At 42.7% G+C, this 26,094-nt stretch carries 23 protein-coding genes; 11 read left to right on the forward strand and 12 right to left on the reverse strand.

The window, feature by feature from the left end; translation table 11 throughout:
• Nucleotides 1-7 precede the first annotated feature (7 nt).
• The gene (locus PNK_RS00925; RefSeq protein ID WP_059059729.1) at nt 8-2,971 is read left to right on the forward strand and encodes a hypothetical protein; all 2,964 of its coding nucleotides are present in this window, start codon (nt 8-10) and stop codon (nt 2,969-2,971) included.
• A 14-nt stretch (nt 2,972-2,985) separates the two neighbouring features.
• Nucleotides 2,986-3,849: a glycosyltransferase family 2 protein gene (locus tag PNK_RS00930; RefSeq protein WP_158021653.1), complete on the forward strand. Its 864-nt coding sequence runs from the start codon at nt 2,986-2,988 to the stop codon at nt 3,847-3,849.
• A 5-nt stretch (nt 3,850-3,854) separates the two neighbouring features.
• Here PNK_RS00930 and PNK_RS00935 read toward each other — a convergent pair whose 3' ends face one another.
• The 3 genes from PNK_RS00935 to PNK_RS00945 form a co-directional block, all read right to left on the reverse strand.
• The gene (locus PNK_RS00935) at nt 3,855-5,309 is read right to left on the reverse strand and encodes a hypothetical protein (RefSeq protein WP_059059733.1); all 1,455 of its coding nucleotides are present in this window, start codon (nt 5,307-5,309) and stop codon (nt 3,855-3,857) included.
• Nucleotides 5,310-5,550: 241 nt separating this feature from the next.
• Nucleotides 5,551-7,152 carry a hypothetical protein gene (locus PNK_RS00940; RefSeq protein WP_059059735.1) on the reverse strand — a complete coding sequence of 534 codons (1,602 nt, stop codon included), beginning with the start codon at nt 7,150-7,152 and terminating at the stop codon, nt 5,551-5,553.
• Nucleotides 7,153-7,380: 228 nt separating this feature from the next.
• Nucleotides 7,381-8,130, reverse strand: coding sequence for a class I SAM-dependent methyltransferase (locus tag PNK_RS00945; protein WP_079992746.1), 750 nt, complete (start codon nt 8,128-8,130; stop codon nt 7,381-7,383).
• Between the two features lie 370 nt (nt 8,131-8,500).
• Between PNK_RS00945 and sufB the strand changes: the two genes are divergently transcribed.
• The 5 genes from sufB to PNK_RS00970 all read left to right on the forward strand — a co-directional run bounded on the left by sufB (nt 8,501) and on the right by PNK_RS00970 (nt 14,274).
• Nucleotides 8,501-9,946: a Fe-S cluster assembly protein SufB gene (sufB, locus tag PNK_RS00950; RefSeq protein WP_173636858.1), complete on the forward strand. Its 1,446-nt coding sequence runs from the start codon at nt 8,501-8,503 to the stop codon at nt 9,944-9,946.
• Between the two features lie 72 nt (nt 9,947-10,018).
• A complete protein-coding gene (gene sufC, locus PNK_RS00955; RefSeq protein ID WP_059059736.1) occupies nt 10,019-10,783 on the forward strand; it encodes a Fe-S cluster assembly ATPase SufC in 765 nt (254 codons plus the stop codon).
• Entirely contained in the window at nt 10,780-12,096 is a 1,317-nt protein-coding gene (gene sufD / locus PNK_RS00960; RefSeq protein WP_059059738.1) for a Fe-S cluster assembly protein SufD, read from the forward strand. Before sufC ends, sufD begins: the two co-directional genes overlap by 4 nt.
• Before the next feature lie 2 nt (nt 12,097-12,098).
• A complete protein-coding gene (locus PNK_RS00965) occupies nt 12,099-13,331 on the forward strand; it encodes a cysteine desulfurase (protein ID WP_051981824.1) in 1,233 nt (410 codons plus the stop codon).
• Nucleotides 13,332-13,335: 4 nt separating this feature from the next.
• Nucleotides 13,336-14,274 (forward strand): L-threonylcarbamoyladenylate synthase, encoded by a 939-nt coding sequence (locus PNK_RS00970; RefSeq protein WP_032124850.1) that lies wholly within the window; start codon nt 13,336-13,338, stop codon nt 14,272-14,274.
• A gap of 19 nt (nt 14,275-14,293) precedes the next feature.
• Here PNK_RS00970 and PNK_RS13580 read toward each other — a convergent pair whose 3' ends face one another.
• Complete coding sequence (locus PNK_RS13580) at nt 14,294-14,620, reverse strand: hypothetical protein (protein WP_162264029.1); 327 nt, start codon at nt 14,618-14,620, stop codon at nt 14,294-14,296.
• Nucleotides 14,601-14,780 carry a hypothetical protein gene (locus PNK_RS13275; protein ID WP_158021654.1) on the reverse strand — a complete coding sequence of 60 codons (180 nt, stop codon included), beginning with the start codon at nt 14,778-14,780 and terminating at the stop codon, nt 14,601-14,603. Before PNK_RS13275 ends, PNK_RS13580 begins: the two co-directional genes overlap by 20 nt.
• Nucleotides 14,781-15,203: 423 nt before the next feature.
• Between PNK_RS13275 and PNK_RS00980 the strand changes: the two genes are divergently transcribed.
• Complete coding sequence (locus PNK_RS00980; protein WP_059059741.1) at nt 15,204-16,001, forward strand: hypothetical protein; 798 nt, start codon at nt 15,204-15,206, stop codon at nt 15,999-16,001.
• A gap of 82 nt (nt 16,002-16,083) precedes the next feature.
• Here the strand turns inward: PNK_RS00980 and PNK_RS00985 are convergent, their stop codons facing one another.
• On the reverse strand, nt 16,084-16,830 hold the full coding sequence (locus PNK_RS00985) for an NADAR family protein (RefSeq protein WP_059059744.1): 747 nt from the start codon (nt 16,828-16,830) through the stop codon (nt 16,084-16,086).
• Between the two features lie 245 nt (nt 16,831-17,075).
• Here PNK_RS00985 and dacB point away from each other — a divergent pair, with 245 nt between their 5' ends.
• The 3 genes from dacB (at nt 17,076) to PNK_RS01000 (ending at nt 21,249) form a co-directional block, all read left to right on the forward strand.
• Complete coding sequence (gene dacB, locus PNK_RS00990) at nt 17,076-18,626, forward strand: D-alanyl-D-alanine carboxypeptidase/D-alanyl-D-alanine endopeptidase (protein ID WP_059059746.1); 1,551 nt, start codon at nt 17,076-17,078, stop codon at nt 18,624-18,626.
• Nucleotides 18,627-19,159: 533 nt separating this feature from the next.
• Complete coding sequence (locus PNK_RS00995) at nt 19,160-20,008, forward strand: hypothetical protein (RefSeq protein ID WP_158021655.1); 849 nt, start codon at nt 19,160-19,162, stop codon at nt 20,006-20,008.
• Nucleotides 20,009-20,295: 287 nt separating this feature from the next.
• On the forward strand, nt 20,296-21,249 hold the full coding sequence (locus tag PNK_RS01000) for a hypothetical protein (protein WP_059059749.1): 954 nt from the start codon (nt 20,296-20,298) through the stop codon (nt 21,247-21,249).
• 89 nt (nt 21,250-21,338) lie between these two features.
• On the opposite strand, the gene PNK_RS01005 is transcribed toward PNK_RS01000, so the two are convergent.
• The 6 genes from PNK_RS01005 to sctJ are packed head-to-tail and all read right to left on the reverse strand — an operon-like array spanning nt 21,339 to nt 26,051.
• Nucleotides 21,339-22,181, reverse strand: a complete 843-nt coding sequence (locus tag PNK_RS01005; protein WP_032124855.1) for an EscT/YscT/HrcT family type III secretion system export apparatus protein — start codon at nt 22,179-22,181, stop codon at nt 21,339-21,341.
• A 34-nt stretch (nt 22,182-22,215) separates the two neighbouring features.
• Nucleotides 22,216-22,497: a type III secretion system export apparatus subunit SctS gene (gene sctS / locus PNK_RS01010; RefSeq protein ID WP_032124856.1), complete on the reverse strand. Its 282-nt coding sequence runs from the start codon at nt 22,495-22,497 to the stop codon at nt 22,216-22,218.
• A gap of 12 nt (nt 22,498-22,509) precedes the next feature.
• Entirely contained in the window at nt 22,510-23,508 is a 999-nt protein-coding gene (gene sctR / locus PNK_RS01015) for a type III secretion system export apparatus subunit SctR (protein ID WP_051981827.1), read from the reverse strand.
• Between the two features lie 8 nt (nt 23,509-23,516).
• The gene (locus tag PNK_RS01020) at nt 23,517-24,170 is read right to left on the reverse strand and encodes an HrpE/YscL family type III secretion apparatus protein (RefSeq protein ID WP_059059750.1); all 654 of its coding nucleotides are present in this window, start codon (nt 24,168-24,170) and stop codon (nt 23,517-23,519) included.
• A gap of 2 nt (nt 24,171-24,172) precedes the next feature.
• A complete protein-coding gene (locus PNK_RS01025) occupies nt 24,173-25,015 on the reverse strand; it encodes a hypothetical protein (RefSeq protein ID WP_059059752.1) in 843 nt (280 codons plus the stop codon).
• Nucleotides 25,016-25,043: 28 nt separating this feature from the next.
• Nucleotides 25,044-26,051 carry a type III secretion system inner membrane ring lipoprotein SctJ gene (gene sctJ / locus PNK_RS01030; RefSeq protein ID WP_173636859.1) on the reverse strand — a complete coding sequence of 336 codons (1,008 nt, stop codon included), beginning with the start codon at nt 26,049-26,051 and terminating at the stop codon, nt 25,044-25,046.
• Between the last annotated feature and the right edge of the window lie 43 nt (nt 26,052-26,094).

The raw sequence follows: 26,094 nt of genomic DNA on the forward strand, positions 1-26,094 counted from the left end.
GTTAGCAATGAACAAGCACAAGGATTCAGACGATAAGCTTCTTATTACGCTATCTGATATTTTATCTTTATTTCGCCAATCCAAAATGCGCATCTTGCGTTGGGTCATTGTTTTGGGATCATTGGGCGCCTTGTTAGCGCTCATTCAACCCATTAAGTATCGTGCTGAGGCGACCTTTCGGGAAAGAAGTATTAAATCTGGAATGGTTTCAAACTCTTTGCTTCAACTCCTTAGCAGCGATGGCTTATCAGGGGGGCAGGAAAATGAGGCGAGTTCATTGATCAAATCGCGCAAGCTTATGCGGGAAGTCATTAACAAACTGCACTTGCAAGGAACCCTTATACAGCAATGCGAAGCAGAAGGGATAACTAAGAAGATACGCCGTAATTTGCTTATTGCATGGAATGCTTTCAAACAGTCTCCAAAACCTGTTTTAGAAGATCTGCACTGTCCTGTTCGCCTTGATGCTTTAGATTATCAAGGAGAAATACCGATTGCTTTTATCATCGAGTTGGAAGCAGACGGGACATTTGAGGTGCAGGAAGCCGGTGATGTTGAAAAAAAGGCTAAAGGAAAGCTTGGAGTGCCTTTTGTCGCCGATCAAGCAAGCTTTACCCTCGTCGCCTCTGAAGGGCAAGATATTGTTCCGCAAAAGATTACCTTAGCCATTAATTCTTTGGCTAATACCTCAGCTGACTTATGTAGAAGGCTCCAAATTGAAAGCGCAAAGGCTGATAAGGGCGTCCTCAAACTGGCTTATGAAAGCCGCGATCGTCATGCAGCGAGCGTTTTTATCAATACGACGATGCAATGCTATCAAGACTATTTGAAAAGGCATCATAACAAAATTGCCCAGATGCAGCTCGATTACTTGCATACGAGGCAATCGCAGCTCGCTTCTAATTTAACAGACCTTATGCAAAGGCATGCGGATAATTTGTCTAACGATCTATTTCATTCCGGCTTTGTCGATACAAATAAAGAAATGGATTTTTTGGCAAAAAGCCAACACGAATATCGCGAAAAGCTTTTGGCTAATGAACTAGAGCTCAAACGCCTGGAAAATGTCCATAGTAATAGCTACGTCTACTATGACAGCTACAAGCTCCATGAAGGGGATTCAGCCACAATCAATCAACTACTAGCTGAAATACGCAGCTATAAGCAGCGTTGCGATGGTTTGGAAATCGAAATTCAAAAAAAAGCGGCCTTGCGCGGAGATGACCTTCACCTTTCGCTTGATCAGCAATTGAAGGAACTAAAAGAAATTCAACAATATACGATTGAGCTGCAAGACGTGATCGATCGCTTTCATCAGCATCTTGAGCCGGCGCCATCCAATCTTTTAGATGATCCGCGCTTCTTGATTAAGGGGTGGTTTGACCGCTTGAGTATTCTTGAAGCAACAGATCCGATCGAATGGCAGAAATCGCGAGAAAGCTTTCAGTTTTATCTGACCAATCTTGAGCGTCTATTTAATGTTCACGAGAAAATCTTGCAAGCCCGATTGACGCACCAACAAAATCCATCCGGAGAGTATCAGGGCATTGATCTTAAAATTGCTGAAGAGCTGTATGTCGAGTATTCTAAACAGGTGATTCAAATCGAGGCTACTATTCGACAAAATCTCTTTTTCATCTCTCAAATGGAAGACCCGAATTTTGAAATTACGTCTTTGAGCGCGGGTCTAACCGATCCGATCAGCCAGGATATGATCAAAAAGGCTAGCAACTTTGTCTTAACTCTGAAAGATCAGAACAACCAAAGCTCAAAAGAACAAGAGCGATTAAAGAATGAATTGGCCTTGCAAAGGACCTTTTTATCGCTGCATCTCAAGCAAATGGTCCAATTGATGGAGTTGAATAAGAAGTTGGTCGATGAAAAAGTCTATGCCCTGCAAAGTGTGAGCCTAGAACTTATTCATCAGCAAGTTTCTTTGTTGGAAAACACATTAAAAGACTATATCGAATCGCGAATGGAGAACTTAAGGCAAGAAAGAATGCTAATTAAACAGCATTTGCGCAATATCCATACTGAAATGGCTGGCATTCCCAAAAAATGGGTGGCAGAGCAGCTCATCGAACAAGAAGTCGATACCAATCAGTTGATTGTTGAAGAGATAGCTAAAATGGTTGAATCTAAAAATATCACCCATAACCTGGAAGTCATTCAATCGGCTCCAATCGACCGCGCCTTACCACCAGTTCATCCTATGACGCCTAATCTACTCATGTCAATTATCCTGGGCGGTGTATTTGGAGGCATCATCGGTGCAGGCCTCGTACTTGGCTCTACTTTGAGCAAAGGGTTGAAAGTCTCGATTGAAAACTTGAAGCTCATGGGGCACCATGTCTCTGGAACATTATCTTCTGGCTATCAACCTCATTCCGATACGCCGATTAGTGACGACGATCTTGAAACCTTGCGCAGACTGCGCAGCTATGTGGCTCCGACTATTTTGGATAGCGGCTTAAGTGCCATCAAAGAGGCAGAAAGACTGCTGCTTATTGAAGGATCTGGCCCTGATTACTCGACCGACTTAATCGAGCTGTTTGTCAAAAAGGGCAAAAAAGTCATTCTGCTGCACTTGGATTTTGATGAAACGGCGATTGCTTCTTCAACAGGTCTTTTGCAGTATTTGGAAGGGCAGGTAGATTTCCCAACGATTGAATCAACATCGCGCGGGGATGTCATTCAAGCCGGTGGAGCGAGCCGTTATGCGGTGGAATTATTGAGCTCTAAGGCATTTAAGGAGCTTATTAGCCGTTTACAAGAACGCTATGATTGGATCATTGGCGTCAGCAGGTCTTTACCAAGAAGTGCAGAAGCTGAAAGTTTGATTCCTCTTTTCCCATCAATTGCCATCAGTGTTGGGCATGAGAAGGTGGAGGATTTAGATTTTTACATGCAGCTTATTAAAGACGATAAACACAAGGTGACTTTTGTCGTGACTGATTCGCAGACAGTTTAATGACTAAAGGCGTTATGCAGACCGTTTCAATTAGCAACAAAAAACCTTCATGCTCGGTTATTATTGTCACGCATAATAGCCAAGCTGATCTTTCCTCATGCTTAGACGCCCTTAAAAAGCAAACGTGTTTGGTCGATCAAATCGTCATTGTTGACAGTGGCTCGAATGAGACCGCTTATTTGAAAGATTTGCTTCAAGATCCAGTTATCCATTTAAGGTTGGAGCAAGACAACATCGGCTTTTGCCAGGGGAATAACCTTGGTTTATCCCATGTTCCCCCGCAAACTGATTACGTTGTGTTCTTGAATCCCGATGCCTTTTTGACTCCAACATTTATTCAAGAAGCGATTGCCCTCATGGAAGAAGAGAGAGCTTCGAGTGTTGGAGCGCTATCAGGATGGCTTCTTGGATACGATCGCAGCCAAAAGAGGCCAACGGGTCGCATTGATTCTTCTGGCATCTTTCGCAGCTGGTATGGTCGCTGGTTTGATCGAGACCAGGGAAAGATGTATCAAGAGCATCTCTATAGCAAACAAGAAGCCGTTCCAGCTCTTTGTGGGGCATTGATGTTTTGCCGCCACAAAGCGCTTAAGAGCGTACTACTAGCTCCTTATCAGGTGATGGATCCCTCATTTTACATGTATAAGGAAGACATTGATCTTTCAATTCGTTTGAGGCAAAAAGGATGGTCGCTTATTTTTGACCCAAGCCTTATCGCCTATCATTGTCGTGGCTGGCAACAAGACCGCTCCAAAGTGCCCCGTCGCTTCCGTCTCTTGTCAGCTCGAAATGACATGCGCTTATACAAACGGCTAAAGTCACCCTGTTATTTTTATGCGGCTTGTAAATACTGGATGGTCAAGGTCTTCGACCTATAACAGAACTAATCAAATTCTATTTGGTAGGCATGAATCATCATTTTCAGAGCCGCTAAAGATCCTTGTTTAAGATACTTGATTGCCAGTTTCCATCTATGCGCAATCGGTTCATCAGAGCTTAGCAAAAAAACTCTGTTGCATGTTGCCTTTAACATGTATTTAATAGCTTTTTCCGATTTAAGAGCCGCATATTTTTTGGCGTTTTCATAGCGCTTTACGATGCTTTTTGAGCGAAGTATAAATTTAATGGCGGCTTCCGAGCCAGCGTCGGCATACTCTTGAGCCAGGGCATCTCTTTTCTTCCTTCTTTCAACGCTGCTGGCAAGCCCTAATCTGTTTGAATTATGAGCTTGCAATAGAAAGTTAATTGCTTCTTCAGACCTAAACTTGCGGGCATAATAGTCTGCTAATAGGAGAGCTTCCTGTTGGGCCTCTTTTGTTTGCAAGAGCTTAAATCGCTCTGCTTGCATGTCTAATGTGAAGGCAATTGCAGTTTCAGATTTTAAAGCTGCATATTTTTTGGCGAATTGCATGCACTGTTTTTGAACTTGGTAATCTTTCCAGTTAAAACCTAGTAGGCTTTCTTTGTAAGCTTTCAAAATAAATTCGATAGCAGCTTCTGATTGAAATTTTTCAACATAATTTTGAGCCATATTTAAGCATGTCTTCTGCGTCTTTTCATCATTTGCATTAATTCCAAATGCCCCCTTGCAAAAAACATCTAACACGCCCTTAATAGCCGCTTCCGAGCCCCGATTGGCATATTTTTTGATAAGTTTCAGACGGTTCTCCTGTGTGCTTGAGTCGCCATTTTCGGTGTTTTCTATGAAGTGACCTACTAAGAAAGTAATAGCACTTTCTGAGCCCCGATCGGCATATCGATGGATAACATCTAAAAATTCATTATGATTTTTTTCATCAACCTCCTCGTATTCGAGGCAATTTTGTAAATACAAGTCGATAAAATGCTTAATTGCTGGCTCATGCCCCTGATCGGCTGCTAAACGGAATTGATCCAAAATGTCAGCATATGTCAATTCTTTGCCAGAGGATAACAGCTCGATGAGCTGTTTCCAGTAATTGTGTTTGACGTAGCGGTCCATGATTAATACATGGGGACCGACTGTGGACAAGGCTGGGGGCAAAGAACTAGAGCCATCGCCGTATTGAATGAGGGGAAAAGGATGTCGCAGTTCTTTTTGTCTAATCACTGAAGAAAAAAAGATCCATTCGAATGCCTTAAGATGAGGAGTGTGGTAAACCACATAGCAAGTCTTATTGATTAGGTTGGCTGTACATAAACCTGATGGAGGTAAAAATGAAAAAATCTTCTGAATGAGATCGCAATTAATTGTCAGCGCTCTTTTAGTTTTGGAAAAGAGTGTTAAAAAAAGCTGAGTGTTGAAGTCTTCATCTGAAAGGTGTCTAATCGAAGAAGGAATAAAAGCAGGAGATATCATACGACATTTTTCCAAATATGTGTTGGTTGAAAAAGAATTTGGTTGAGAAGAGTGAAGGTTACTAAAAGTTAGTGATGCAATTTTATAATTATTAAAATTCTGCTTGGGACTACCTAATTATGGCTGATTGGAAATTTATAGAGGAATGATTGTTGTTGAATCAGTTCAATAAAAGCAATAGGCTATTAAATTAAAGTTTAGGTGAAAGGGCAGGGAACAATCATTCCCTACCTTTTTAGAATTAGTGTGCTACGCAAGAGGCTTTGATTAAGAATTTGAGGGCTGAGATCGAACCTTGTTGCAGATAGTTTCTAGCTTCTTTTAAGCCTTCTTTGTAGGTACTTGAATCTGTGAGATTCAGTCCTAAATCAAAAAGAGGGAGAGGTTCCAAACCGTCGTCGCTGAGGTGCCCATCTAGAAAATATTCGATGGCTTTTTCTGATTTGCAATCTGCGAAAAATTTCGCATCTGTGTAGCGCTTTTTTAGCTTTTCTGTGGTTATGGGTTCAAGTGTCCAATGCGTTAAATAGCTGTCATTGAGCAGCCAATCAATGGCAGCTTCTGAATGCATTTCGCTGGCATATTTTTTAGCTAGTTCGACTCCTATTTCTTTTGTGCGCGTATCGGAGCTAAATTTAGAATGCTCTTTCAGAAGAAAAGTAATCGCTTTTTCAGATTTAAATGTATCGGCATAGGTTTGCGCTAAAGAGCACGCGCCTCCTCGTATAAATGCCTCTTGCTTTTCGTTTGACTGGTCGCCAAGTTTATTCAATAGCAATTCAATGGCCATTTCCGATCCTTGTTCTGCATAGTGCTTTGCTGTCTTCAGACAAGCATGCATGTCGTCTTTATCGTTAAGGTCGATGATTTGATAAAGCAAGCTATTTATTATGAAGGCAATTGCGGCTTCTGAATGAAATGTATCGGCATACTCTCTTGCAAGCGCTAAATATTGGTCTCTAACATCTGGATCTGTTTCGTCCAGTCCAAGTTTGCCATCTAAAGAGGATTCTAATAGATATTCGATGGCAGCTTCTGAGCCTTGCTGAGCAAATTGATGGGCCAATGCCAATCCTTCCTGTTGAATCTTGGCGTCAAACACGTTGAGCCCAAGGAATCCCTCGCCATATGCGACTAGTAAGAATCTAATAGCGTCTTCCGAGCCTCGAAATGCAAACTTCTTGACAAGCGCTAGGCGCTCTTGATTGGTTTTTTGATTCCCTGTTTCAGCAGATTCAAAAGTTGACATTAAAAATTCGATAGCGGCTCGAGATCCTTTCTCAGCCCACTTCATGGCTAATTCGAAATAGTCTCTTTCGACTTTTTCATCTGCTGGATTGATTCCCAGGTAACCTTCTTTGGAAAAGATTAAGAGGTGCTGTATGGGCCATTCATAGCCCTGATCAGCCGCAAGGAGCAGGTGATCGAGTATTTTTTCCTCGCTTGGAAGCATTTCGGCTTGAAATAATTGAATGAGCTTTTTCCAGTAATTGTGTTTGACATATTTTTCCATGACTAGAATAGGCGATCGCTCTTCATTTTGGTTTTCATTTGCATAAAAGATTAAACGTATAGGGCTGCTTTTTTCTTGACGCTCAATGACTGGCGAGAAGAGAACCCAGTTGAAAGGGGTGTAAGTGGGATCTTGCGAGATCATATAACAGGCTCGATTCACTAAATTGACTTTGCAAAAGTCGCTGGCCTTATCCAAGAATAAAAAAATAAGGCGGACAATTTCAGGTGGTACAATGAGTTTATTATTTGTTTTTGCAAACATTTCTACCGAAGCATCTACAAGCAAACGGTCATTTGAAAAAGTATTGATACAATTTGCAATAGGCATGATTATTCCTTTATTTTTTACTTAAATTACCGGCTTATTCTTAATTATTTTTACGCGGGTGATTTTTTATAAAAGATTAGCTAAATAGAAAACAGTATAAAAAATTAGCTAAATAGAAAAAAACGGATGATGAAGAGACAGGATTGTTTGGCAAATGCACTCATGAACAATCGCTTTATAAGAGACCTAGGGGGTCAATAGATTCACGCCTATTTGCTTTAATTGAGCTTAATTTTTGCGCAAAACAAGGATGAATTCACCGCCGTTCTTAAGGCATGCTTCGATGTCGAATGCAATCTGCAGCTGTTTTTTTAAGGCGAGAAACATTTCGAGCATTTCACTTTGCGTCCAGACGTGAAAGTGGATGCTGTAATCTGTGCCGATAAGGTTATCTAGCTGTTTTTTGGCTGCGATTGGCTCTTCAATTTTATTGACGAGGCGCACCCATTCTTCGAAGTGTGCCTGTTTTGATTGTTCGGGCCCTTGGCTATAATCTTTTAGAAGATGTTCAAGCGGTGTGATGGGACGATCCTTATCAAAAGTATAGCGTTTGTCTGGGAGAGCGATGTACAATACGCCTCCTCGATTTAACACACGGAATAGGTTGGTTAAGGTTAAGAGAGGATTTTGGCTGTGCTCCACAAAGTGATTGGCAATGACAAAGTCTTGCGTTTCATTGCTGATGGTGCTCAATTTTTCTCCATCGTCAATAATGTCGACGGAAACGAGGGGAAGATGACGGAGTTCAGGATAGTGTTCTCTTAGATCTTTAAGAGAAAACCGATCGACATACTTCACTCTGGCATGTCTGCTGACTGCAAGAGGTTGATGTAGCGCGCCAATTTCAATGCCCTGTCCTTTTAAATAAACATCCGCAAGTTCTTCCCTTCCTAAGGGCCTATTAAAAAACTTTCTGGCAAATTTTTTAATGGGGATTTGGAGTCTTTGAGGAAGCAGAGATAAGGCTGTTTTAAGCATGTTCACATCGTCTCTTAGGTTAGCGGAAAAAAAAGTTAAAATTGCATAGCTTTGTTTGGGTGTCAATGTTTTTTTGCAATTATAATGACAAGGAAGGGTTATAAATACAAATTGACACGTCCCTCTTGAATAGGTTATGCTTTCTTATGTGTTAAGTGACTGTCATCAAATTAAATGAATTTATTTAAACATTCATTTGCGTCTTGGCCAGGCTAGAGGGAGTTTCCTTCTAAGAGTTTTAAAATTCTCCTTCGAGAGTTTTCTTTTTGGTCGATTCCACTTTCATCTTCTTAAATGATTTTATTAATTGACGGTCTTTAAAAATATCATGAATACAAAGTTAAGCTTATTATTGGGATAAAGGACTAGTATGACTGCAGAATCGTCGATGTTTAGTCGCGACGCCTCCGATTATAAATATGGATTTGTTACAGATGTGGAAACGGAGAGTCTTCCCAAAGGGTTGAATGAAGAAACCATTCGTGCGATCTCGGCTAAAAAAAACGAACCAGATTTTCTTTTGGAATTCCGACTCAAGGCCTATCAAAGGTGGCTAGAATCAGAAGAGCCTGTTTGGGCGAATGTGAATTATCCTAAAATTAATTTTCAAGATATTACTTATTATTCCGCTCCTAAAAAGAAGCCTGTACTCAATGATTTGAGTGAAGTAGATCCTGAAATATTAAAGACTTTCGAGCGCTTGGGAATTCCGGTAGAGGAGCAGAAGCGTTTGAGCAATGTTGCCGTTGACATGGTCTTTGACTCTGTTTCTATTGGAACGACTTTTAAGAAGAAATTAGAAGATGTGGGCGTGGTTCTATGTTCGATTTCTGAGGCTATGCATACACATCCCGAATTGGTGCGCAAATATTTAGGCAGCGTTGTTCCAATCGGCGACAACTACTTTGCAACGCTTAATTCGGCTGTTTTCAGCGACGGATCTTTTGTCTATATCCCCAAGGGCGTGCACTGTCCTATGGAATTGTCGACCTACTTCCGCATTAATGATAAAGAGTCTGGCCAGTTTGAGCGCACCTTAATCATTGCCGAAGAGGGATCCTATGTTAGCTACTTGGAGGGATGCACAGCACCTGCCTTTAGCAACAACCAGCTGCATGCGGCCGTAGTTGAGCTGATCGCTTTGGATGATGCGCAAATCAAATATGCAACGGTGCAGAACTGGTATTCAGGCAATCCCAATACTGGTGAAGGGGGCGTCTACAATTTCGTTACCAAGCGAGGGCGCTGCGCCGGTATTCGTTCGAAAATCTCTTGGACGCAGGTGGAAGTGGGTGCTGCCATTACGTGGAAATATCCAAGCTGCATTTTGCAAGGCGATCATTCGGTTGGTGAATTCTATTCCGTTGCCTTGACGAATGGGCATATGCAGGCCGATACTGGAACCAAGATGATTCATCTTGGAAAAAATACGAGTTCAACGATTGTTTCCAAAGGCATTTCTGCCGATGTATCGCATAATAGTTACCGAGGACTAGTCAAAGTGGCTCCTCGTGCCGCTAATGCGCGTAACTATACTCAATGCGACTCTATGCTGGTTGGCGACAAGTGTTCTGCCAATACATTTCCTTATATCGAAGTGGGTAATGCTTCCAGCCAAGTTGAGCACGAAGCTTCCACATCCAAGATGAATGAAGAGCAGTTATTCTATTTCCAATCGCGCGGAATCTCCAAAGAAGATGCTGTCAATATGATTGTTAATGGATTTTGCAAAGATGTTATCAAAGAACTCCCCTTGGAATTTGCCGCCGAAGCGCAAAAGCTTTTGGCCATTAAGTTGGAAAATTCAGTAGGGTAATCAATCAAATAAATATTAAGGTCGATCCAGGCGGTGCTAAGCTCCGTTTGGATATTAGATTAGGAATGAGTGATGCTAGAAATTAAAGAATTAACCGCTACAGTCGACGGGACTCCTATTTTAAAGGGTGTTAACCTTCACATTAAACCAGGCGAGATTCATGCGATCATGGGCCCTAACGGTGCTGGTAAATCTACCCTGGCAAAAGTTTTAGCCGGCCATCCAGCCTATGAAGTAACTGCCGGAGAGGCATGGTTTAAAGGGCAGAACTTGCTCGAGATGGAGCCGGAAGAGAGAGCCCATTTGGGGTTGTTTATGAGTTTCCAATATCCGGTTGAAATTCCAGGCGTCAGCAACAGCCAATTTCTTCAAATTGCCTACAATGCTAAGCGCAAAGCAGAAGGCAAGCCTGAGCTTTCTACGAGTGAATTTGAAGCGCTTTTGGATGAAAAAATGAAGCAGATGGAAATTAAGCCTGAGCTCCGCAATCGTAACGTCAATGAGAATTTTTCGGGCGGTGAAAAAAAGCGCAATGAAATCTTGCAAATGGCTGTTTTGAGTCCGGAACTGGCTTTGTTGGATGAAACGGATTCTGGCTTGGACATCGATGCCATGCGTATCGTAGCAAGAGGGGTTAATCAATTGATGAATCCGGAGATGGGCCTGCTCCTCATCACACACTATCAACGCCTGCTCGATTACATTAAACCTCATTTTGTACACGTCATGCTCGGTGGAAAAATTGTCCAATCGGGCGGTCCAGATTTGGCACTCGAGCTAGAGAGCAAAGGTTATGACTGGCTCGTTCGATCGCCGAAAGAGGGGGTTGTTTCATGATGGCAGAGTTGGGGCTAGAGCAGAAAATTTTTACAACGTTGTTGGAAAAGCATCTTGCCGCTATGCATCAAGGAGATGCTTTGCAAAAAGCCCGTCAGAAAGCGTGGAGTCAATTCTTAGAGCTTGGTTTACCGACAAAAAAAACAGAGGCTTACCGCTACATCAAACTGCGGCATCTCTTTTCTCAAAATTATGAGCTTCCAGAAGAAGTTGGCATTTCATCTGAACAAATTGCTTCTCTCATTTATCCAGAATGCCAGCAATCCGTTCTCGTTTTTGTCAATGGGCAGTATTGTCCAGAGCTTTCGCAAACCCAGGCTTTGCCATCGCAAGTGGTCATTTCAACCCTGCAAGAGGCAACAAAGACATTTGGTACGTTTTTTAACAATCATTGGACGAAATCTCTAAAAGAAGAAGACGATACGTTTGCCATCATCAATAGCGCTTTGCACAGGCAAGGGGCCTTTGTTTATGTACCACCCAAGACCGTTATCGAAGCACCGATTCAGGTGTTGAATCTCGTGAATGGGCAGGATCAATTGCTCATGCTCATGCCGAGAATCAATCTCTTTGTGGGTGCTCAATCCGATGTTAAAGTGATTTCGGCGCTGAAGCAGTCTGCAACCAATGGCTACTTTATCAATCAGGTCTCCGATTTTGTATTAGAGGAAGACGCTCATGTTCACTATACTCAAATCTTGAATGATGAGCATCCGCAAGGATGGCATTTTGAAGCAGTTAGAGCCCATCTAAAACGGCAGTCAACTTTTAAGACTGTGTGTATCACGGATGGGGGAATGACGGTGCGCACAGACTATCGCATTTCTCTAGCAGGAGAAAATGCGGAAGCCTTGTTAAATGGTGTGTGCATGTTGGGCGGTAAGTGTGAGGCTCATACGCACATTTTTATCGATCATCAAGCGCCTAATTGTCGTTCCTATCAGCTGTTTAAAAACGTTTTAAATGATTTTAGTCGTTCAAGCTTTGAGGGTAAAATCATGGTCCGCCAAGCTGCCCAAAAAACTGAAGCTTTTCAACTGAATAATAATCTGCTATTAAGTGATCATGCACATGCAGATAGTAAGCCAAATCTTGAAATTTTTGCAGACGACGTCAAGGCTTCTCATGGAGCGACGGTCGGGCAATTAGATCCGGAACAGCTCTTCTACATGAAGACGCGTGGATTCCCAGAATCTGAAGCGAAAAATCTCCTGATTTATGGATTTGCAGAACAGGTTATTGAAATGATTCCATTAGAGTCGTTAAGGGAATTAATATCGGAAAAAGCACAACGCTATTTAACCAAGGGTTGACTATGAAGGGGATTGAGCAGCTTGATGTCAAACGAATTCGGCAAGATTTTCCAATGCTTGGCAAAACCATGCATGGCCATCCGCTTGTTTATTTAGATTCAGCTGCCACCTCTCAAAAGCCGCAGGTTGTCATTGACTGTATTGACGATTTCTATCGCAATCATTATGGAACGGTGCATCGCGCTGTTTATGAATTAGCGATTCGCTCGAGCGAGGATTACCAAAAAACACGCCATAAGGTAAAGGCCTTTCTCAATGCATCCCAAGTGGAAGAGATTATTTTTACACGTGGAACAACCGAATCGATCAATATGGTCGCTTATTCGTTCGGCAAGGCGTTTGTGCGTCCGGGCGATGAAATTCTCATCAGTGCCATGGAACATCACTCTAATATTGTTCCCTGGCAACTCTTATGCGAAGACCGGGGGGCGACGCTAAAAGTCATTCCAATGAATGAGAAAGGGGAGCTCCTGTTTGATGAGTATGTAAAGCTCTTGAGCCCTAAAACTAAGCTTGTGGCTGTCACGCATGTAGCGAATTCGCTTGGGACAATTAATCCGGTTAAAGAGATTGTTGAAAAGGCACATGAGGCCGGTGCTAAGGTGCTTGTCGATGGTGCACAAAGCGCACCCCATTTGAAAATCGACGTGCAAGAGTTGGGCATGGATTTCTTTGTCTTTTCTGGGCACAAATTGATGGGGCCAACGGGGATTGGCATTTTATACGGCAAGGCCGAGCTTCTTGATCAAATGCCTCCTTATCAAGGCGGCGGCGACATGATTGAAACCGTCACTTTTTCTAAAACCACCTATAATGTACTGCCTTTAAAGTTTGAGGCTGGGACTCCGATGATTGCAGAGGTGATGGGATTAGGAGCTGCGATTGACTATCTTAATCAGATTGGACTCGACAATATTCAAGCCTATGAGCATCGTTTATTGGAGTACGCAACCGATAAGCTTTCGCACATCCCAGGGCTTCGCATCATTGGTCAAGCGGCTCAAAAAGGGGCTCTGATCAGCTTTGTGATCGATGGAATTCACTCGTTAGATATTGGGACGCTCCTGGATTTAAAGGGGATTGCGGTGCGCACGGGCCATCACTGCGCTCAGCCTGTCATGAAATTTTTTAATGTGCCGGCTACTGCCAGGGCATCGTTTGCTTTCTATAATACGTTTGAAGAGATTGATCAGCTCGATCAGGCTCTTCATGATTCCATTACCTGTTTGAAATAAATCTATGCATATTTCAATTGACCAAGCTATTGATAAGCTCAAAGCTGGGCACGTTGTTGCCATGCCGACAGAGACAGTTTACGGACTGGCGGCAAGTTTGAATACGCCGGCTGCCGTCGCAGAGATTTTTCGGTTGAAAGGGCGGCCGCTGAATAATCCTTTGATCATTCACGTGGCAAGCCAAGCCGATGTATTAAAATACGCGCAAGAGCTTCCACCTCTTTTCGAAGCCTTGACTCAGGCTTTTTGGCCCGGGCCATTGACTCTCATCGTTCCCATTCAACCCCATTTAGTCCCGGCTCTTGCGCGTGCAGATCTTCCAACTGCCGGTTTTCGCATGCCTAATCACGATCTTGCCTTACAGGTGATTCGAGAAGTCGGGCCCCTTGTCATGCCATCGGCCAATTTATCTGGAAAACCATCTTCGACAAGAGCTGAGCACGTCGAGTGCGATTTTGGTCCAGATTTTCCGGTGTTAGATGGAGGTGCATGCGCTAAAGGGCTAGAATCGACCATTCTTTACTATGACAGCCCGAGATGGGTCATTGTCCGTTTAGGTGCTCTTTCCGCAGAGCTTTTTGAACCTGTATTGGGATACCATCCTGATAGCGTTAAGGCTTTTAGGCATGCTCAGCCTCTTTGCCCCGGCCAGCTTTTCCGCCACTATGCACCTAAGGCGAAGTTGATTTTAGGAAATGGGATGGAGATTGAAAAAGCCGATTTTGTCTTGGGATTTAAAGAGCGCCTTTATCCATCTAGCAAACGCGTTCTATTGATGGGCTCGCTCAATGATCCGGATCCAGTAGCCGAAAATCTTTATCAGATTTTGCGGCAGCTCGATCAAGAAGATGCAAAGGTTGCATGGGTCGACATGGATTTTTCGCGCGAAGGATTGTGGGAAACAATCGCTGAGCGGCTGCTGCGTGCCGGAGAGGGGCAATAGTCCCTTCGATAGGCTGATCCTACCCAATGCCTTCTACAAATACTCTTTTCCAGGGTAATTGATCACTTTGTAGAGCAATGTCAAAGCGGCTTGCCTCGAGATTGTGATCTGTTCTACCAGCTGGCGGCGAATAGCTGGAAATTACCTTAGACAGAAGATTAAAGGCGTGCTCTCTTTGGCAGGCAAGCAGTCCGATATTTGGATCCAGGATATGCATGCTTTCCCCTTCTCGGTGATATAAAATAGCATGTGCTGAATTTGTGGTCTTCAGTGTGAGGGGGGAATACACTCCATTTGACAGATTTAAAATAGCCCGCATGTTGACGTCATCTGGCCTGTTCAGCATCGATTTCTGGAACTGGAAGCATGCTTATGCCTAGTGCGAGAGCGGCAAATTCTTCGAAGTGATCTATCTTTTTATCACTAAAAGCTGAATAGACAGACTGTGACCCGGCAATGCGCTCATCCATCCTTTCAGATAATTTCCAGCCAGTTTTTATTTTCAAGCAGGTAGCGTGAAGCAAAGCTAATGAAGGTTATTCCGCAAACGCCTATAAGCAAATGCTTTAAGTCGTTAGAGCTGCCATCCCGTACAACACTTGTTGAGCCGTTTGAGGAAGAAAAAACAGGCATGCTCGCAATAGCCTGAGACTGAAGATAATTCTCGATGTGATGGTAAGGTTACAACGGCAGATTGATTGTTAAATTCATCAATTAAATCTCGTTTTTTTAGAATTAATAACAACTACATTGCGTTAATTTTATATTCATTTCCAATGAATAATATGAATAAAATAGAGGTGAAAATATTTTCTTTTTGATCTTAAATAAACACTTTTTTTGTTATATAATTTTAAATTAATGAATTATTAATATTTAAATTTATAATGTAAATATGGATTTGTAATTAATTTTTTACGAGGTTAATTATGATAGTAAGAGAAAATGATGCAGCTGCTGTCTATCACATGGCTGAGAAGGCGGATGTGAATGAACTTAAAAGTTTAACAACGGATGAACGCAGAATTGTTCACAATATTTTCAAATCTATTATTGACAAGCAATCTATTGATCAGCCAATTGCGCCCAAGCAATTGAGTTCGATTCAAGCCAAGTTGACTAATAAAGAGGAACGAAAAGAGAAAACGTTCTTCGAAAAAGTTGGCAACTTCTTTAGTTCTCTTTTTGGCCTTCGCATTTCTACGCAAAAGCTTTTCAACGAACTGCAACAGACCAAGTCGGCTTTAGCTGCTAGTCATAGTCAATTAAAAGCGATTAATGAAAAGTATAAAAATATTGAAGTCAATACGGCAGAGATTAAGGAGTTGATTCGCTTTAAAAACGAATTTGCTGCTGGTAAGTATGCCGAGATGGCCAATTTATACGCTTCGATTGGTAGCGAGAAAGAGGGTAAAGAAAAGATAGCAGAGAAAATTAAAGTAATTGAAGAAGAGATTCGGTCTTTACAGCCGACTGATCCGGATTTAGGCAGTAAACAGCAAATTTTGGAAAAAGAGCTATTGAATAACTTGAAAAAAATGAGTAAATGCGAAGGCGGAAAATGGGAAATGGAATTGAAAGTGAATAAAGACGTATGGAAAAAGATCGCTGATGCGACTAAAAAACACGGCATGGAAGAAGAGATTCTGGCAAAAAATGAGAAGCAAATGAGCGAATTGATTAAGGAAAAGCAGCGCCTCGCTAATCTAGTAGCGAATTTTTCATGAGTTTAAATAGCGCTAACCCGTGAAATCTTGTAAAAATAAGTTTTTGCAAGAAGTTCACGGGTTTTGTAAAGAATGATTGAGGCTAGTCGCTGGCAAACTTGCGGTATTTCGAAGGCTTGGAAACCTCGCCAATACCTCCTTTTTCGCCTCTGATACGCATGAGAAGCTGGCCTAGGCGGTTTTTCCCTTTGCCATCCCCACCATCAGCCCAGTAGGCATCCCGGTCTGTATGTTCGACTAAATAGGCATCTCCAGTCGCCACTAAGAGTTGGGCTAAGTTGGAATGTTGGTTGAACTTCGCTCTTAATACTTCCAGCATAATCCCATCGCGCACCTGATACCAATCGGCACGCTGCTCATAGCTATGACGTTTGGCAAGTTTCCATGCTTCTTCCCCATTCAAATGGGCAAAGCGGGCGAACAGGTTGGGCTTGTGATTGAATTTAGCGGCTTGAAAGGCGGCTTCAGCGCAGGCAAACTTTACGTTCCAAGCTTTGACCGATGCAGGATAAAAATTTACCCAAAAGTAAGTATACTTATTTTCTTTGTCATAAAACCAAATGTAGCCATCCCGATCGGCAAAATAGGCGAGCTTGTTTTTTTGGCGCGCTAAATGGGCAAATCGGAGATCTTCTATGGTGACCTTGTGCGATTTCTTTTTTTTCTTTTTATGCTCTTTTTCGGCCTCCAGTCTTGCCGCTTGAATGGTCTCGGCATCGTATAAAGGAGTCACCTGTTGGCGAGAAGCTGCGGTGGGAAGCGCCCAGGAAGCTAAAAGGGTTAAAGAGATACAACTCATTAATAAGCGATTCAATTTTTTGATAATCATTATACCCTCATTATTTATTAATGAAATAAAGCTAGCATACTCTATTGGTGTATATTAATAGTAGTTAAATAAAGAATGAATAATTATTGGATGGCTATTATTTAATAGTAAAGATCGATCTAAGCCTTATTGGGAGCCTTTAAGGTGTTTACGGCTTTATCCTTAAAATAATTTTAGATAGATTGGTAAAGACAACTCCGAGCATAACGTTTGGATTACTCTAATCAATCACGTAAGGGCATCTCATGATCAAATCCACCTCTTTTACTGGCTTAGCGGCAGCTATTTTATGTTGTTTTTCTGTAGCTTGTGAGTCGAGTCCGCTCCCTCAAAAGATGCAGACAATCATGCAGAAACCAAAATACAAGTACGCCAATTGGGGAATTTTGGCAAGAGATGCAGCCACCGGGCAAATTCTTTTAGATCACCAATCGGATCATCTCATGCTGCCGGCTTCGACAACAAAGCTATTTTCGGTGGCTGCTCTGATGCATACCTATGGCGAGGATTATCGCTTTCGTACACCTGTCTTTGCGACAGGGCCTATTGAAGACGGGGTTTTAAAAGGAGATTTAATCTTGGTGGGTCAAGGCGATCTTGTGATGGGTGGGCGCTATCTTAACGCACATACAATAGCTTTTACCCCCCTCGATCATACGATTGCCAATAACGTACCTGGTGTAGTTTTGACAAAAGAAGATCCTTTACTGGCTTTGAATGCCCTTGCCAAAGAGATTCGCCAAAAGGGGATTAAGCAAATTGAAGGGCGGGTCATGGTTGATGATCGGTTATTTGAAACGACGGAAAAGCGCGGCGTCGTGATTTCTCCCATGATGATCAATGAAAATTTAATTGATTTAGTTATCAATCCAAGCGATCTTGGGAGGGAGGCTTCGGTCGATTGGCGTCCATTTGTGCATGGCTACTCTGTCATCAGCGAGGTCAAGACCGTTGCTAAAGGAGAGCCTTTAAATATCGAAATGAGTGCTGAAGGAGATGGAAAGACGATCGTTGTCAAGGGAACGATTCCGATCGATCAAAAAGACCTTGTTCGCACCTTTAATGTGCAAAATCCAGCCCTTTTTGCGGGAGATGCTTTCATTCAAGCCTTGCAAGCACAAGGAATCGCAGTTAATGGAGATGAAAAAGGCTCCATTCTGCCCGCGGAGCATTTCTTCTCCAATCAAGAGCCCCTGGCTGTTTGGACTTCCGCTCCTTTATCCGAATATGCCAAGCTCATTTTAAAAGTCAGCCATAATATTGGCGCAGACTTGATTCCTATGCTATTAGCCGTCCGGAAGAAGGAAAAAACATTTGAACAGGGAATGTTAGAGCTTGGAAAATTCGTAAAGGAAGAGGTAAAACTCTCTCCTGGTTCTTATGTTTTCTTAGATGGTGCTGGGGGCGATGATAACCGTTTAACTCCGCAAGCCGAAGTAGAGCTGCTCCATTACCTGCAAAAGTGGCCAAAAAAAGCTTTTCAGAAATTTTATGATGCCCTGCCCATTTTAGGCGTAGACGGCTCTCTTTCTAATTATGCCAAAGACACGCCTGCCGTTGGCAAGGTAAGAGCCAAAACGGGAACAGGTATTTCTTTTAATCTTGCGACGCAACAGTTATTTCTAACCACCCAAACCTTGGCAGGCTATGTGGAGGGGCAAAATGGGAATCTGATTGAATTCATGATTTCGGTCAATAATGGACAATTGCCAACCATCGACGACATTTTCCCGATTTTTGAGGAGATCAGCCAAATGGCGGTTCAGATTTACGATCTGACTGAGCCCAAGCATTGATTGATTTCTCAGGCTTTTTATGGGGTGGAATTGCAAGCAATTACCACTCCTTTTTATTTTTGCGGAATTTTTGGCAATACTTTCTATTAATATAAAAAATTAATCAAAATGAAAGATTTTATTAAAAAAGTTTCATCGCGCTTTAAGGTCGTTTTGAGAGAATAACGATTAAAGTATTTACAAAAGCTCCTAGAGTTGAAGAGCTTCTTTTTTGCCCTCAAATAATCCCATGTTTTCTACAATCAGTTGTTCTCCGAGCTGTCATTATCCTAGTTATCCCACAGTAAGCACCAAGCGAAGAATCTTTTTTAATTTAATTAGAAATTAAATTAATTTCAAAATTTGATTGATAATGTTTTTATTATTTATAATAGAAGCGGGCTAGTTGATAAAATAATATGGAGTGCAACAATATGAATATTAAACCAGATTCTTCTCGCATTTGGGATAATATCATTGAAAAAACTACCTTGTCGAAACTGCCTGGTGCTCAGCATTCTTTTCGATCGACTTTAGAGTCTATGGTGGCCAATTTGGCAGATAAAATTTTATCTTCCTTTTCTTCGGCTTATATACAGCGGCGTACTATTTTGAGCCATGAAATTATGAAAACTCATGCCAATTTCAATACGCCTGCTAAGGTGCAAGAAAAAGTTGATGTTAGCCCGAGCGAAGTGGGTTTACCTTCCAAGTTGGATGTAAGTCCGAGCGAATTGGAGGATGTTGGGGCTGATAAGCCAGAACAAACATTCAATGACTTGCCGCCTGAGATCTTAAGAACAATATTTAATTTTAACAAGCCTAGCGAAAAAGCCATGCTGCAAAGTGTTAGTAAAGGGGTGGGAGAAGCTGCGGAAGAATCGATTAAAGAGATGGGACAGGAAAAAGAACTTTTAACTGCTAAACAAATTGCACAAAAATCTGATGGATGCGTTGATTTTATAGTGAATCATTTTTCTGAATTTCAAAAGGGAACATTAGGTTCACGTATAGTTTGGGGTGAGGTTTATCTAGATGATGCAGGCGACATCATTGGTATTAGGATAGCAGACAAAGGTTATCTTCCTGTTAATTCCGGGACTATAAGCAGCCCCCATAGCGATGACAATGGAGATAATAAACGTTTTTTAGAATTTCGTCTCAACTATCAATGGGATCCTTCTATCAACCCTGAAGGGCCTTTCAAAGAGGCAGAGCGCTTTGAAGATAAACCAACTCAGACTCCCTTGACAAAGGCAATGAGCGCTAAGGTCATAGCAGGACTGAATGCAAAGGCTTTAAAAGCACAGAGCAAAGCGGAGGCAGCAGGAGATATAGCGAAAGACGCTGAGGTCGCAAGGTTTGAATTTCCGACGTGGTTAAAGTATTGGAAGTCTGTTTAAACTATTCTCGTTAGATGCGAATTAGCCAAAAAAATGGTTTTCCATTCTTTTGGCCTTTCTTTTTCATCCTCTGCTTGTTGAATCCATGAATGATCTTCTGCCAGTTCAAAAAACATTCCAAGACAAAAGGCTGGACATACAAATAGAATTATTGAGATAGAGTGATAGAAGACATCTCGCTATTCTCTTCCTTCTTATCGCTTGATTACAAGTGTTCATTTCCTCGCCGCAATTGATATCATTGACCTGTAGTCAGTTTATAACGCTTTTAATGAGAGGGGGCAGACATGAATGTAAATTGGCCAAATCAGTCTCTGCAGCCTATATGGGATGCTATTATTGAAAAAAGAATTCGCTCTAATTTACCCGGTTATCGGCGTCCTTTTAGCTCCATGCTAGGATCGGCTTGTCTAGGTTGGGCTGACAAGATTCTTTCTACTTCTTCCTCGTCATACGTTGAGCGCAAAAGTTTCGTCAGCCATCAAATCGTTGTAGAAAATCTCTCTACCAGACGACCTGAGATAAAGCAGCGAATGGGTGCTGAGATAGCTCGTATCAATCGAATAGGCACTATTTCGATTCAGGCAAGCTCTACCGCTTGCACATCAATGTCTGGGTTGCCAATTGACATGATAAAGGAGATTCTCAAGTTTAATACTGTTATCGAAAAAGTCTTGTTGCAAAGGATTAGCACGACTTTTTCTCAAGCGGGCAAAGAATCGATTCAAGAGATGAATCAAACGGAGTCTCTTTTGGCAGAAAAACAGGCCCGTATGCACTTAGCCTTTTTGTTGAAACACTTCGATCTATTCCTTAGAGGAACGTTTAATCCTTGGGGAGTTAGGGGCGAACTTTATTTTGACAATCAAGGCAATTTAATCGGGTTAAGTAGTTCAGAGACTGGCTATGGCAGCGATGCCTACTATCGCATTATCGATCCTCAATCGCTGCAAATCGATGATCGGCTAAAAGGTGATTTCAGCGCAATTGACAGGGAGCATGCTTTTGCCTTTCAGCTAAATTTGAATTGGAATCCTTCAAGCGTTCAAATGCCTTTTTGCATGAGCGTATTGAGTCATTTTCAGTTCTCTTTAAATATAGATTCTTTGACTGAAAAGATTGCCAATTTAATCATTGAAGGCTTCAATGCTAAGGCCTTGGAAGCCTGGGAAAAGGCTCAGAAAAGCCCGCTGCAGCAAGGAGGGGGTTATCCCATTTGGTTAGACTATTTTGGCGCTTAGCCGGAATTCTTAAACAATCTATTGGTTCTTGAACTTGGACTCACGCAACTTTGTTGCTACCAATATTATGCGATTACATATGTGTCAATTTACGCTGCAGGCTGGAATTGATCGATTAATTTATAGAGGTAATTGATCCACGTATAGCTTTCATTGATCATTTGCTTGATGAAGAGCTGCCAGCCGAAAAAGACGATGGCTAGTGCGAGTAGTGACTTCAGTGGCATCCCCAAGAATGTGATTTGAACTTGAGGGGCAAGGCGGTTGGCTACGCCTAAGAAGAAGTCGGTCATGAGGATCATGATGAGAGCTGGTGCTGCTAGCTGGGTACTTAAAATCATGACTTTACCCACAATTTTCATGACATCGATGACGACGTTCGAATCGGTTGTAAAGAACTTAGCGGTGATAAATTTATCAGGCGGAAGAATCGAGTAGGATTGCGAGATGATGTCTAAGATCATGAAAGGGCCATCGATCATGAAAAAGAGATAGATCAAAACAAGATTGAACAGTGTACCAAGCGGCGAAGACTGGTTTTGCATAGTGGGATCATTGACCATCAAGCTTGAGCCCCCTCTTTGGTGGTCAATTAAAATCCCTGAGTTTTGCACGATGACAAAGGGGAGGCTGATCATATACCCAATTAAAATTCCAACGAAAAGTTCTTTAAAAAAATAGAGGACGAGCAAAAGGTTAAAGGTGATAGGTGTCGTTGTGACAAATACGAGCTGGGGGAGGAAAATGGCAAATAAGGAAATTGTGAGGGCTACCTTAACTGGATGTGGAAGTACACGCGCTCCAAAAAAAGGTGCTAGGGCAATGATGGGCATCATTCTTCCAAAAAAGAGGAACATCAAGGAAAAAAACGACAGAGGGTCGTAGACAGAAAAAGCGGTATTAATGTAGAGCGTGACGTAGTCTTCTGTCATATCGATTCCAATCTATCTGATTTCCAATCTGGCCTTAGCGAGCACTTTGAACACTCCACTGAGGGAAATTGGTGAAGATGTCGTTGGCAAAGGACATGATTTGCGCCCCGAGCCATCCTCCCAGAAACATGAGCGTCAAAGTAACGGCCACGAGCTTAATTGTAAATGATAGGGTCTGCTCTTGAATCTGGGTCGCGGCCTGAAAAATGGCGACAATGATACCAAAGAACATACTCACTAAAATCGGAGGAGCCGATAAGATCAGAATCAATAACATTCCCTGATAAGCGAGCTGAATGACTTGGCTTTGAAACATAATGCATCTCTCCTATTGGAATGTTTTGACAAGGCCTTCGATCAGGATCGTCCAGCCATCCAGCATCACTAGCAAAAAGAGCTTCAGCGGCATCGAAATGGTAACTGGCGATAGCATCATCATACCCATCGCAAGCAAGATATTCGATGTAACCAAGTCGATGACAAAGAAGGGGATGTAGATCAAAACACCAATCTCAAAAGCATCCTTCAACTGCCCTGTAATATAAGACGGAACCAGTACGATAAAGTCGTCCGGCTTTAAAGTCTCACGGTAATCGTCCGGCAAGCCCCGATAGACTAAGCGATAAAATAGGGCTTGATGCCGCGAAGAGCTGTTTCTTTTCAGATAATCTTTCATTGGCGCGCTGGCGGCTGCCGCCACTTCGATGACATAGGTCGAAGAGCCGGGAGAAAGAAAGGATTCAGGCACATTCTTTTGATTGATAGTACCTTGAGCAGCTTCATACATTTTAACGGCGGTTGGATACATGATAAATAGACTGAGCAAGAATGCGACCCCGTTAATAATCTGGTTGGGAGGGGCTTGTTGCACACCCAATGCGGTTCTCAATAAGGAAAGGACGACCACGATCTTCAAAAATGAGGTCAAGATCATGATGATGAAGGGCATGAGCGACAAAAGTGTCAGTAAAACGGCTTGTGTAATGAGAGATGGCCGCTTGAGCTCGCTAATTTGAGCTTCTGTAGCCTGATAAGCCTGCTCTTCGGGCGTTGGAGTCGTGGGCCTTGGTGGCCTATACTGAGGACGAGGCGTCGCGCGAAGAGGGCGAGGTGTTTCTCTGACACTCGTTGCTGCACGCCCAGGCGCGGCTTCGGTTGCCGGAGTCTGGGGCGTTGCTGCTCCTGGCGCAGCAGGAGTGCTATTGGCGGCTGGAGGCTGCGTTGCATCGGTTTGAGAATAGAGATTTTCTGGTGCCAGTCCCAGCAAAATTAAAATGCCCAGAAGACACAGAAGGGATTTAAAGGAAACCCATCTAGATTTACGCATATGATACCTTAGCTCCCTTTTTCTGGCTCTGGACTTGTTTTGACAAGGCCCTCAAAAGCCTTTTCAAGCACGCGCCAACGGTGTTCTAATTGAGCATTAATAATGCCGATTTCTGTTTCAATGATGCATCCTCCCGAAGCAACGTCATCGCGGGGGCGAATGGACAAGCTTTCTAAGCTTTCAAAGAGGTCTCTTAAACGAGGCTTGTTTTTGTCGAGCACATCCAGATCTTTCTTGTTGACGAAGATGGTCACCTTTTTGTGCTGGGCAACGGCTTTCAAATTGCTTGCTACGATATCGACAATGACATCTTCCGACAGCTCGATTTCCTTCCCAACAATTTTCTTGGCCGCTTTAAGGGCGACTGGGATGACCAGTTGCTGCAGTTCCTGGTGGACTTTTTCAATTTCTTTTTCAAGATTGACTAAATGTTCAGCCCACTTTTTAAAGCCCTCTTCGTACCCCTCTTTTTCAGCATGCTCTTTGAGTTGTTCGCTTTCTTTGACGACCTGCATCCGATATTTTTCAGCATCTTGCTTGATGAGCTCTAGAACTTGAGAGGCGTCCTGCAAGACAGAAAAAGAATCGGCGGGTATGACTTTCGTTTCAGGGGCGGTGTGAATCTGGTCGCCATAAATTAAGCTAAAAAACTTTTTACTCACAGTTACTCACTTTTAAGAAAATTCATAAGATTAAGGACCTGTCCCTTTAAAAAGGAGGTCACTTGTGGGACGCTTTCTGGCTGGTAGGCATTCAAAATAAGCTTGCCACGACCCGTGTCCAGGGTATGGGCCAAATACCAAACGAAGTCTGGATGTTGACCGCAAAGAGCCTTTCCCAGACGCAAGAGTCCACGCCGATGCACAATGCGCTTAAGCTTTGTGCTATCGCGTTTGGAAGGATCGATCCCCAACTTGGGAACAGATAGAATTTCTTTTTGATGGAGGCAGACCTTCAAATAATAAAATTGCTTCGAACTCAAAGAAGTATAAATATTTTTCAGCTGATTCTTATCAACAATATGGCGCATCTCAGAGGCTAGATCATGCAAACCTAAAAAGTCAATGAGTTCTGTGAGCCTGGCCTTACTCCATGTTCCCAATGGAGAGAGATCTGTCTCCGGCAGATAATCGTAGGGGAGATGCTCGTCGGCCTTTAAAAGGGTGTAGAGTTGATTGATAATAAAAGTCTTAACTGGGTTGGACAAAGTGGAAGGGGCAATAACTGGGTTGAGGCCAGAAATTTGTTCCTGCGTGAGAGCCGCCATGACAAGGGGATGCAGCTTTTCTGGAAAACCGCCAAGCAACGGCTCGATCCAGGAGTAGTGCATCCGCTCTAATAGTTTTTGCGGTTGATAGAGAATAGGAGTCAAATCGGTCGAGCGAATATCTTGGCTGAGGACGGCTTGAACTTCTTCTTGTGGAAGAAATTTAAGCAGCGCCTCGCCAGCTTTGGGATTATAGCAGTTGATGAAAACTCTAAGCATCATCCAGCCTCTTTTATCCATAGCAATCCTTTATAGTGGCAGGAGACGATTAAGTCTCATCAATTCCCTGATTAGCTGTATCGTCCTCACTTTTTTTGGCTTTTTCCTCTTTCTTGGCATCCGTTGCTTCCGGCGCTTTAGCCTCGGTTGCTATATCTCCCAGTTGAATGGGATGGAAAGAGAGAAGTTGCTTGAATCCACCCACCTTCTTGAGGAGGGGCAAAAATTTCCATAGAAGCCAAATTAAGGCCAGCAACAAGAGCACTAAGGAGATAGTGAAAGCGAAAAAAATGATTCTAAAGCGCGATAGAGAGTCTTTTGCTAATACAATAGACCAGACGTTTACATATTGCTTCTCTTCGTCGCCGAGGCTGCCGCCTAAGCCCCCAAGGGGTGTTTCTCCATAGCGAGCCTTATCTCCAATAACAGTGACATTGTCATAATCGAGTCCGTTAACGCTTCCAGAGACGAGTCGCTTGATGCGGGTTGTCAGGTGGGCATTGGGATCATCTAAAACGCCGTTGTGCTTAACATAGACGGAAGCTGTGATCTTTTGCTTTGGAGCATTGGGATTGAGAGGATCTTCATCCGGAAAAGAAATTTGCACGTCGGCATCCAAAACGCCGTCAATTTTACGGATCGTGCTCGCAATTTGCTCGGCTAGGCCTGCTTGGTAACGGATTTTTTCTTGCATGCCGGATGGAACAAGAGAGGTATTGGCAAAAATCCCGAGTAAATTTTGGCCTCGACGTCTAGGAAGCCCCACTTGATTCAAAAGAGCCATCGCTTCGTTAGCCTGCGTCTCTTCAACGCTGATATTCCATAAAATGCCTTTTCCACCGCCACCGCCTTCTGTTGCAGCTTGGACCTTCGTCGCATTAATGCCTTTTGTGGACAGAAAAACGAGGATTTCATTAGCTTCTTTTTCTTCTAAGCCATTGACAATCACTCTTCTAGATTCGCAGCTGGTTAATACACTGACGAGTGTAATAAAGACCATGAGCTGATGAAGAAAGCGATATATGCTTGTTCGCGCGGCCACGCAATTTATTTTCATAGTTTACTCTAGATTAAATCTTTTGTTTATGATTCCGATGCTA

The organism is Candidatus Protochlamydia naegleriophila (genome assembly GCF_001499655.1).
GTDB lineage: Bacteria > Chlamydiota > Chlamydiia > Chlamydiales > Parachlamydiaceae > Protochlamydia > Protochlamydia naegleriophila.

Excerpts from the sequence above, each read along its gene's own strand:
- PNK_RS00925 (WP_059059729.1), top strand. The coding sequence starts at position 8 with ATGAACAAGCACAAGGATTCAGACGATAAGCTTCTTATTACGCTATCT.
- PNK_RS00930 (WP_158021653.1), top strand. The coding sequence starts at position 2,986 with ATGCAGACCGTTTCAATTAGCAACAAAAAACCTTCATGCTCGGTTATT.
- PNK_RS00935 (WP_059059733.1), bottom strand. The coding sequence starts at position 5,309 with ATGATATCTCCTGCTTTTATTCCTTCTTCGATTAGACACCTTTCAGAT.
- PNK_RS00940 (WP_059059735.1), bottom strand. The coding sequence starts at position 7,152 with ATGCCTATTGCAAATTGTATCAATACTTTTTCAAATGACCGTTTGCTT.
- PNK_RS00945 (WP_079992746.1), bottom strand. The coding sequence starts at position 8,130 with ATGCTTAAAACAGCCTTATCTCTGCTTCCTCAAAGACTCCAAATCCCC.
- sufB (WP_173636858.1), top strand. The coding sequence starts at position 8,501 with ATGACTGCAGAATCGTCGATGTTTAGTCGCGACGCCTCCGATTATAAA.
- sufC (WP_059059736.1), top strand. The coding sequence starts at position 10,019 with ATGCTAGAAATTAAAGAATTAACCGCTACAGTCGACGGGACTCCTATT.
- sufD (WP_059059738.1), top strand. The coding sequence starts at position 10,780 with ATGATGGCAGAGTTGGGGCTAGAGCAGAAAATTTTTACAACGTTGTTG.
- PNK_RS00965 (WP_051981824.1), top strand. The coding sequence starts at position 12,099 with ATGAAGGGGATTGAGCAGCTTGATGTCAAACGAATTCGGCAAGATTTT.
- PNK_RS00970 (WP_032124850.1), top strand. The coding sequence starts at position 13,336 with ATGCATATTTCAATTGACCAAGCTATTGATAAGCTCAAAGCTGGGCAC.
- PNK_RS13580 (WP_162264029.1), bottom strand. The coding sequence starts at position 14,620 with ATGCTGAACAGGCCAGATGACGTCAACATGCGGGCTATTTTAAATCTG.
- PNK_RS00980 (WP_059059741.1), top strand. The coding sequence starts at position 15,204 with ATGATAGTAAGAGAAAATGATGCAGCTGCTGTCTATCACATGGCTGAG.
- PNK_RS00985 (WP_059059744.1), bottom strand. The coding sequence starts at position 16,830 with ATGATTATCAAAAAATTGAATCGCTTATTAATGAGTTGTATCTCTTTA.
- dacB (WP_059059746.1), top strand. The coding sequence starts at position 17,076 with ATGATCAAATCCACCTCTTTTACTGGCTTAGCGGCAGCTATTTTATGT.
- PNK_RS01000 (WP_059059749.1), top strand. The coding sequence starts at position 20,296 with ATGAATGTAAATTGGCCAAATCAGTCTCTGCAGCCTATATGGGATGCT.
- PNK_RS01005 (WP_032124855.1), bottom strand. The coding sequence starts at position 22,181 with ATGACAGAAGACTACGTCACGCTCTACATTAATACCGCTTTTTCTGTC.
- sctS (WP_032124856.1), bottom strand. The coding sequence starts at position 22,497 with ATGTTTCAAAGCCAAGTCATTCAGCTCGCTTATCAGGGAATGTTATTG.
- sctR (WP_051981827.1), bottom strand. The coding sequence starts at position 23,508 with ATGCGTAAATCTAGATGGGTTTCCTTTAAATCCCTTCTGTGTCTTCTG.
- PNK_RS01025 (WP_059059752.1), bottom strand. The coding sequence starts at position 25,015 with ATGGATAAAAGAGGCTGGATGATGCTTAGAGTTTTCATCAACTGCTAT.
- sctJ (WP_173636859.1), bottom strand. The coding sequence starts at position 26,051 with ATGAAAATAAATTGCGTGGCCGCGCGAACAAGCATATATCGCTTTCTT.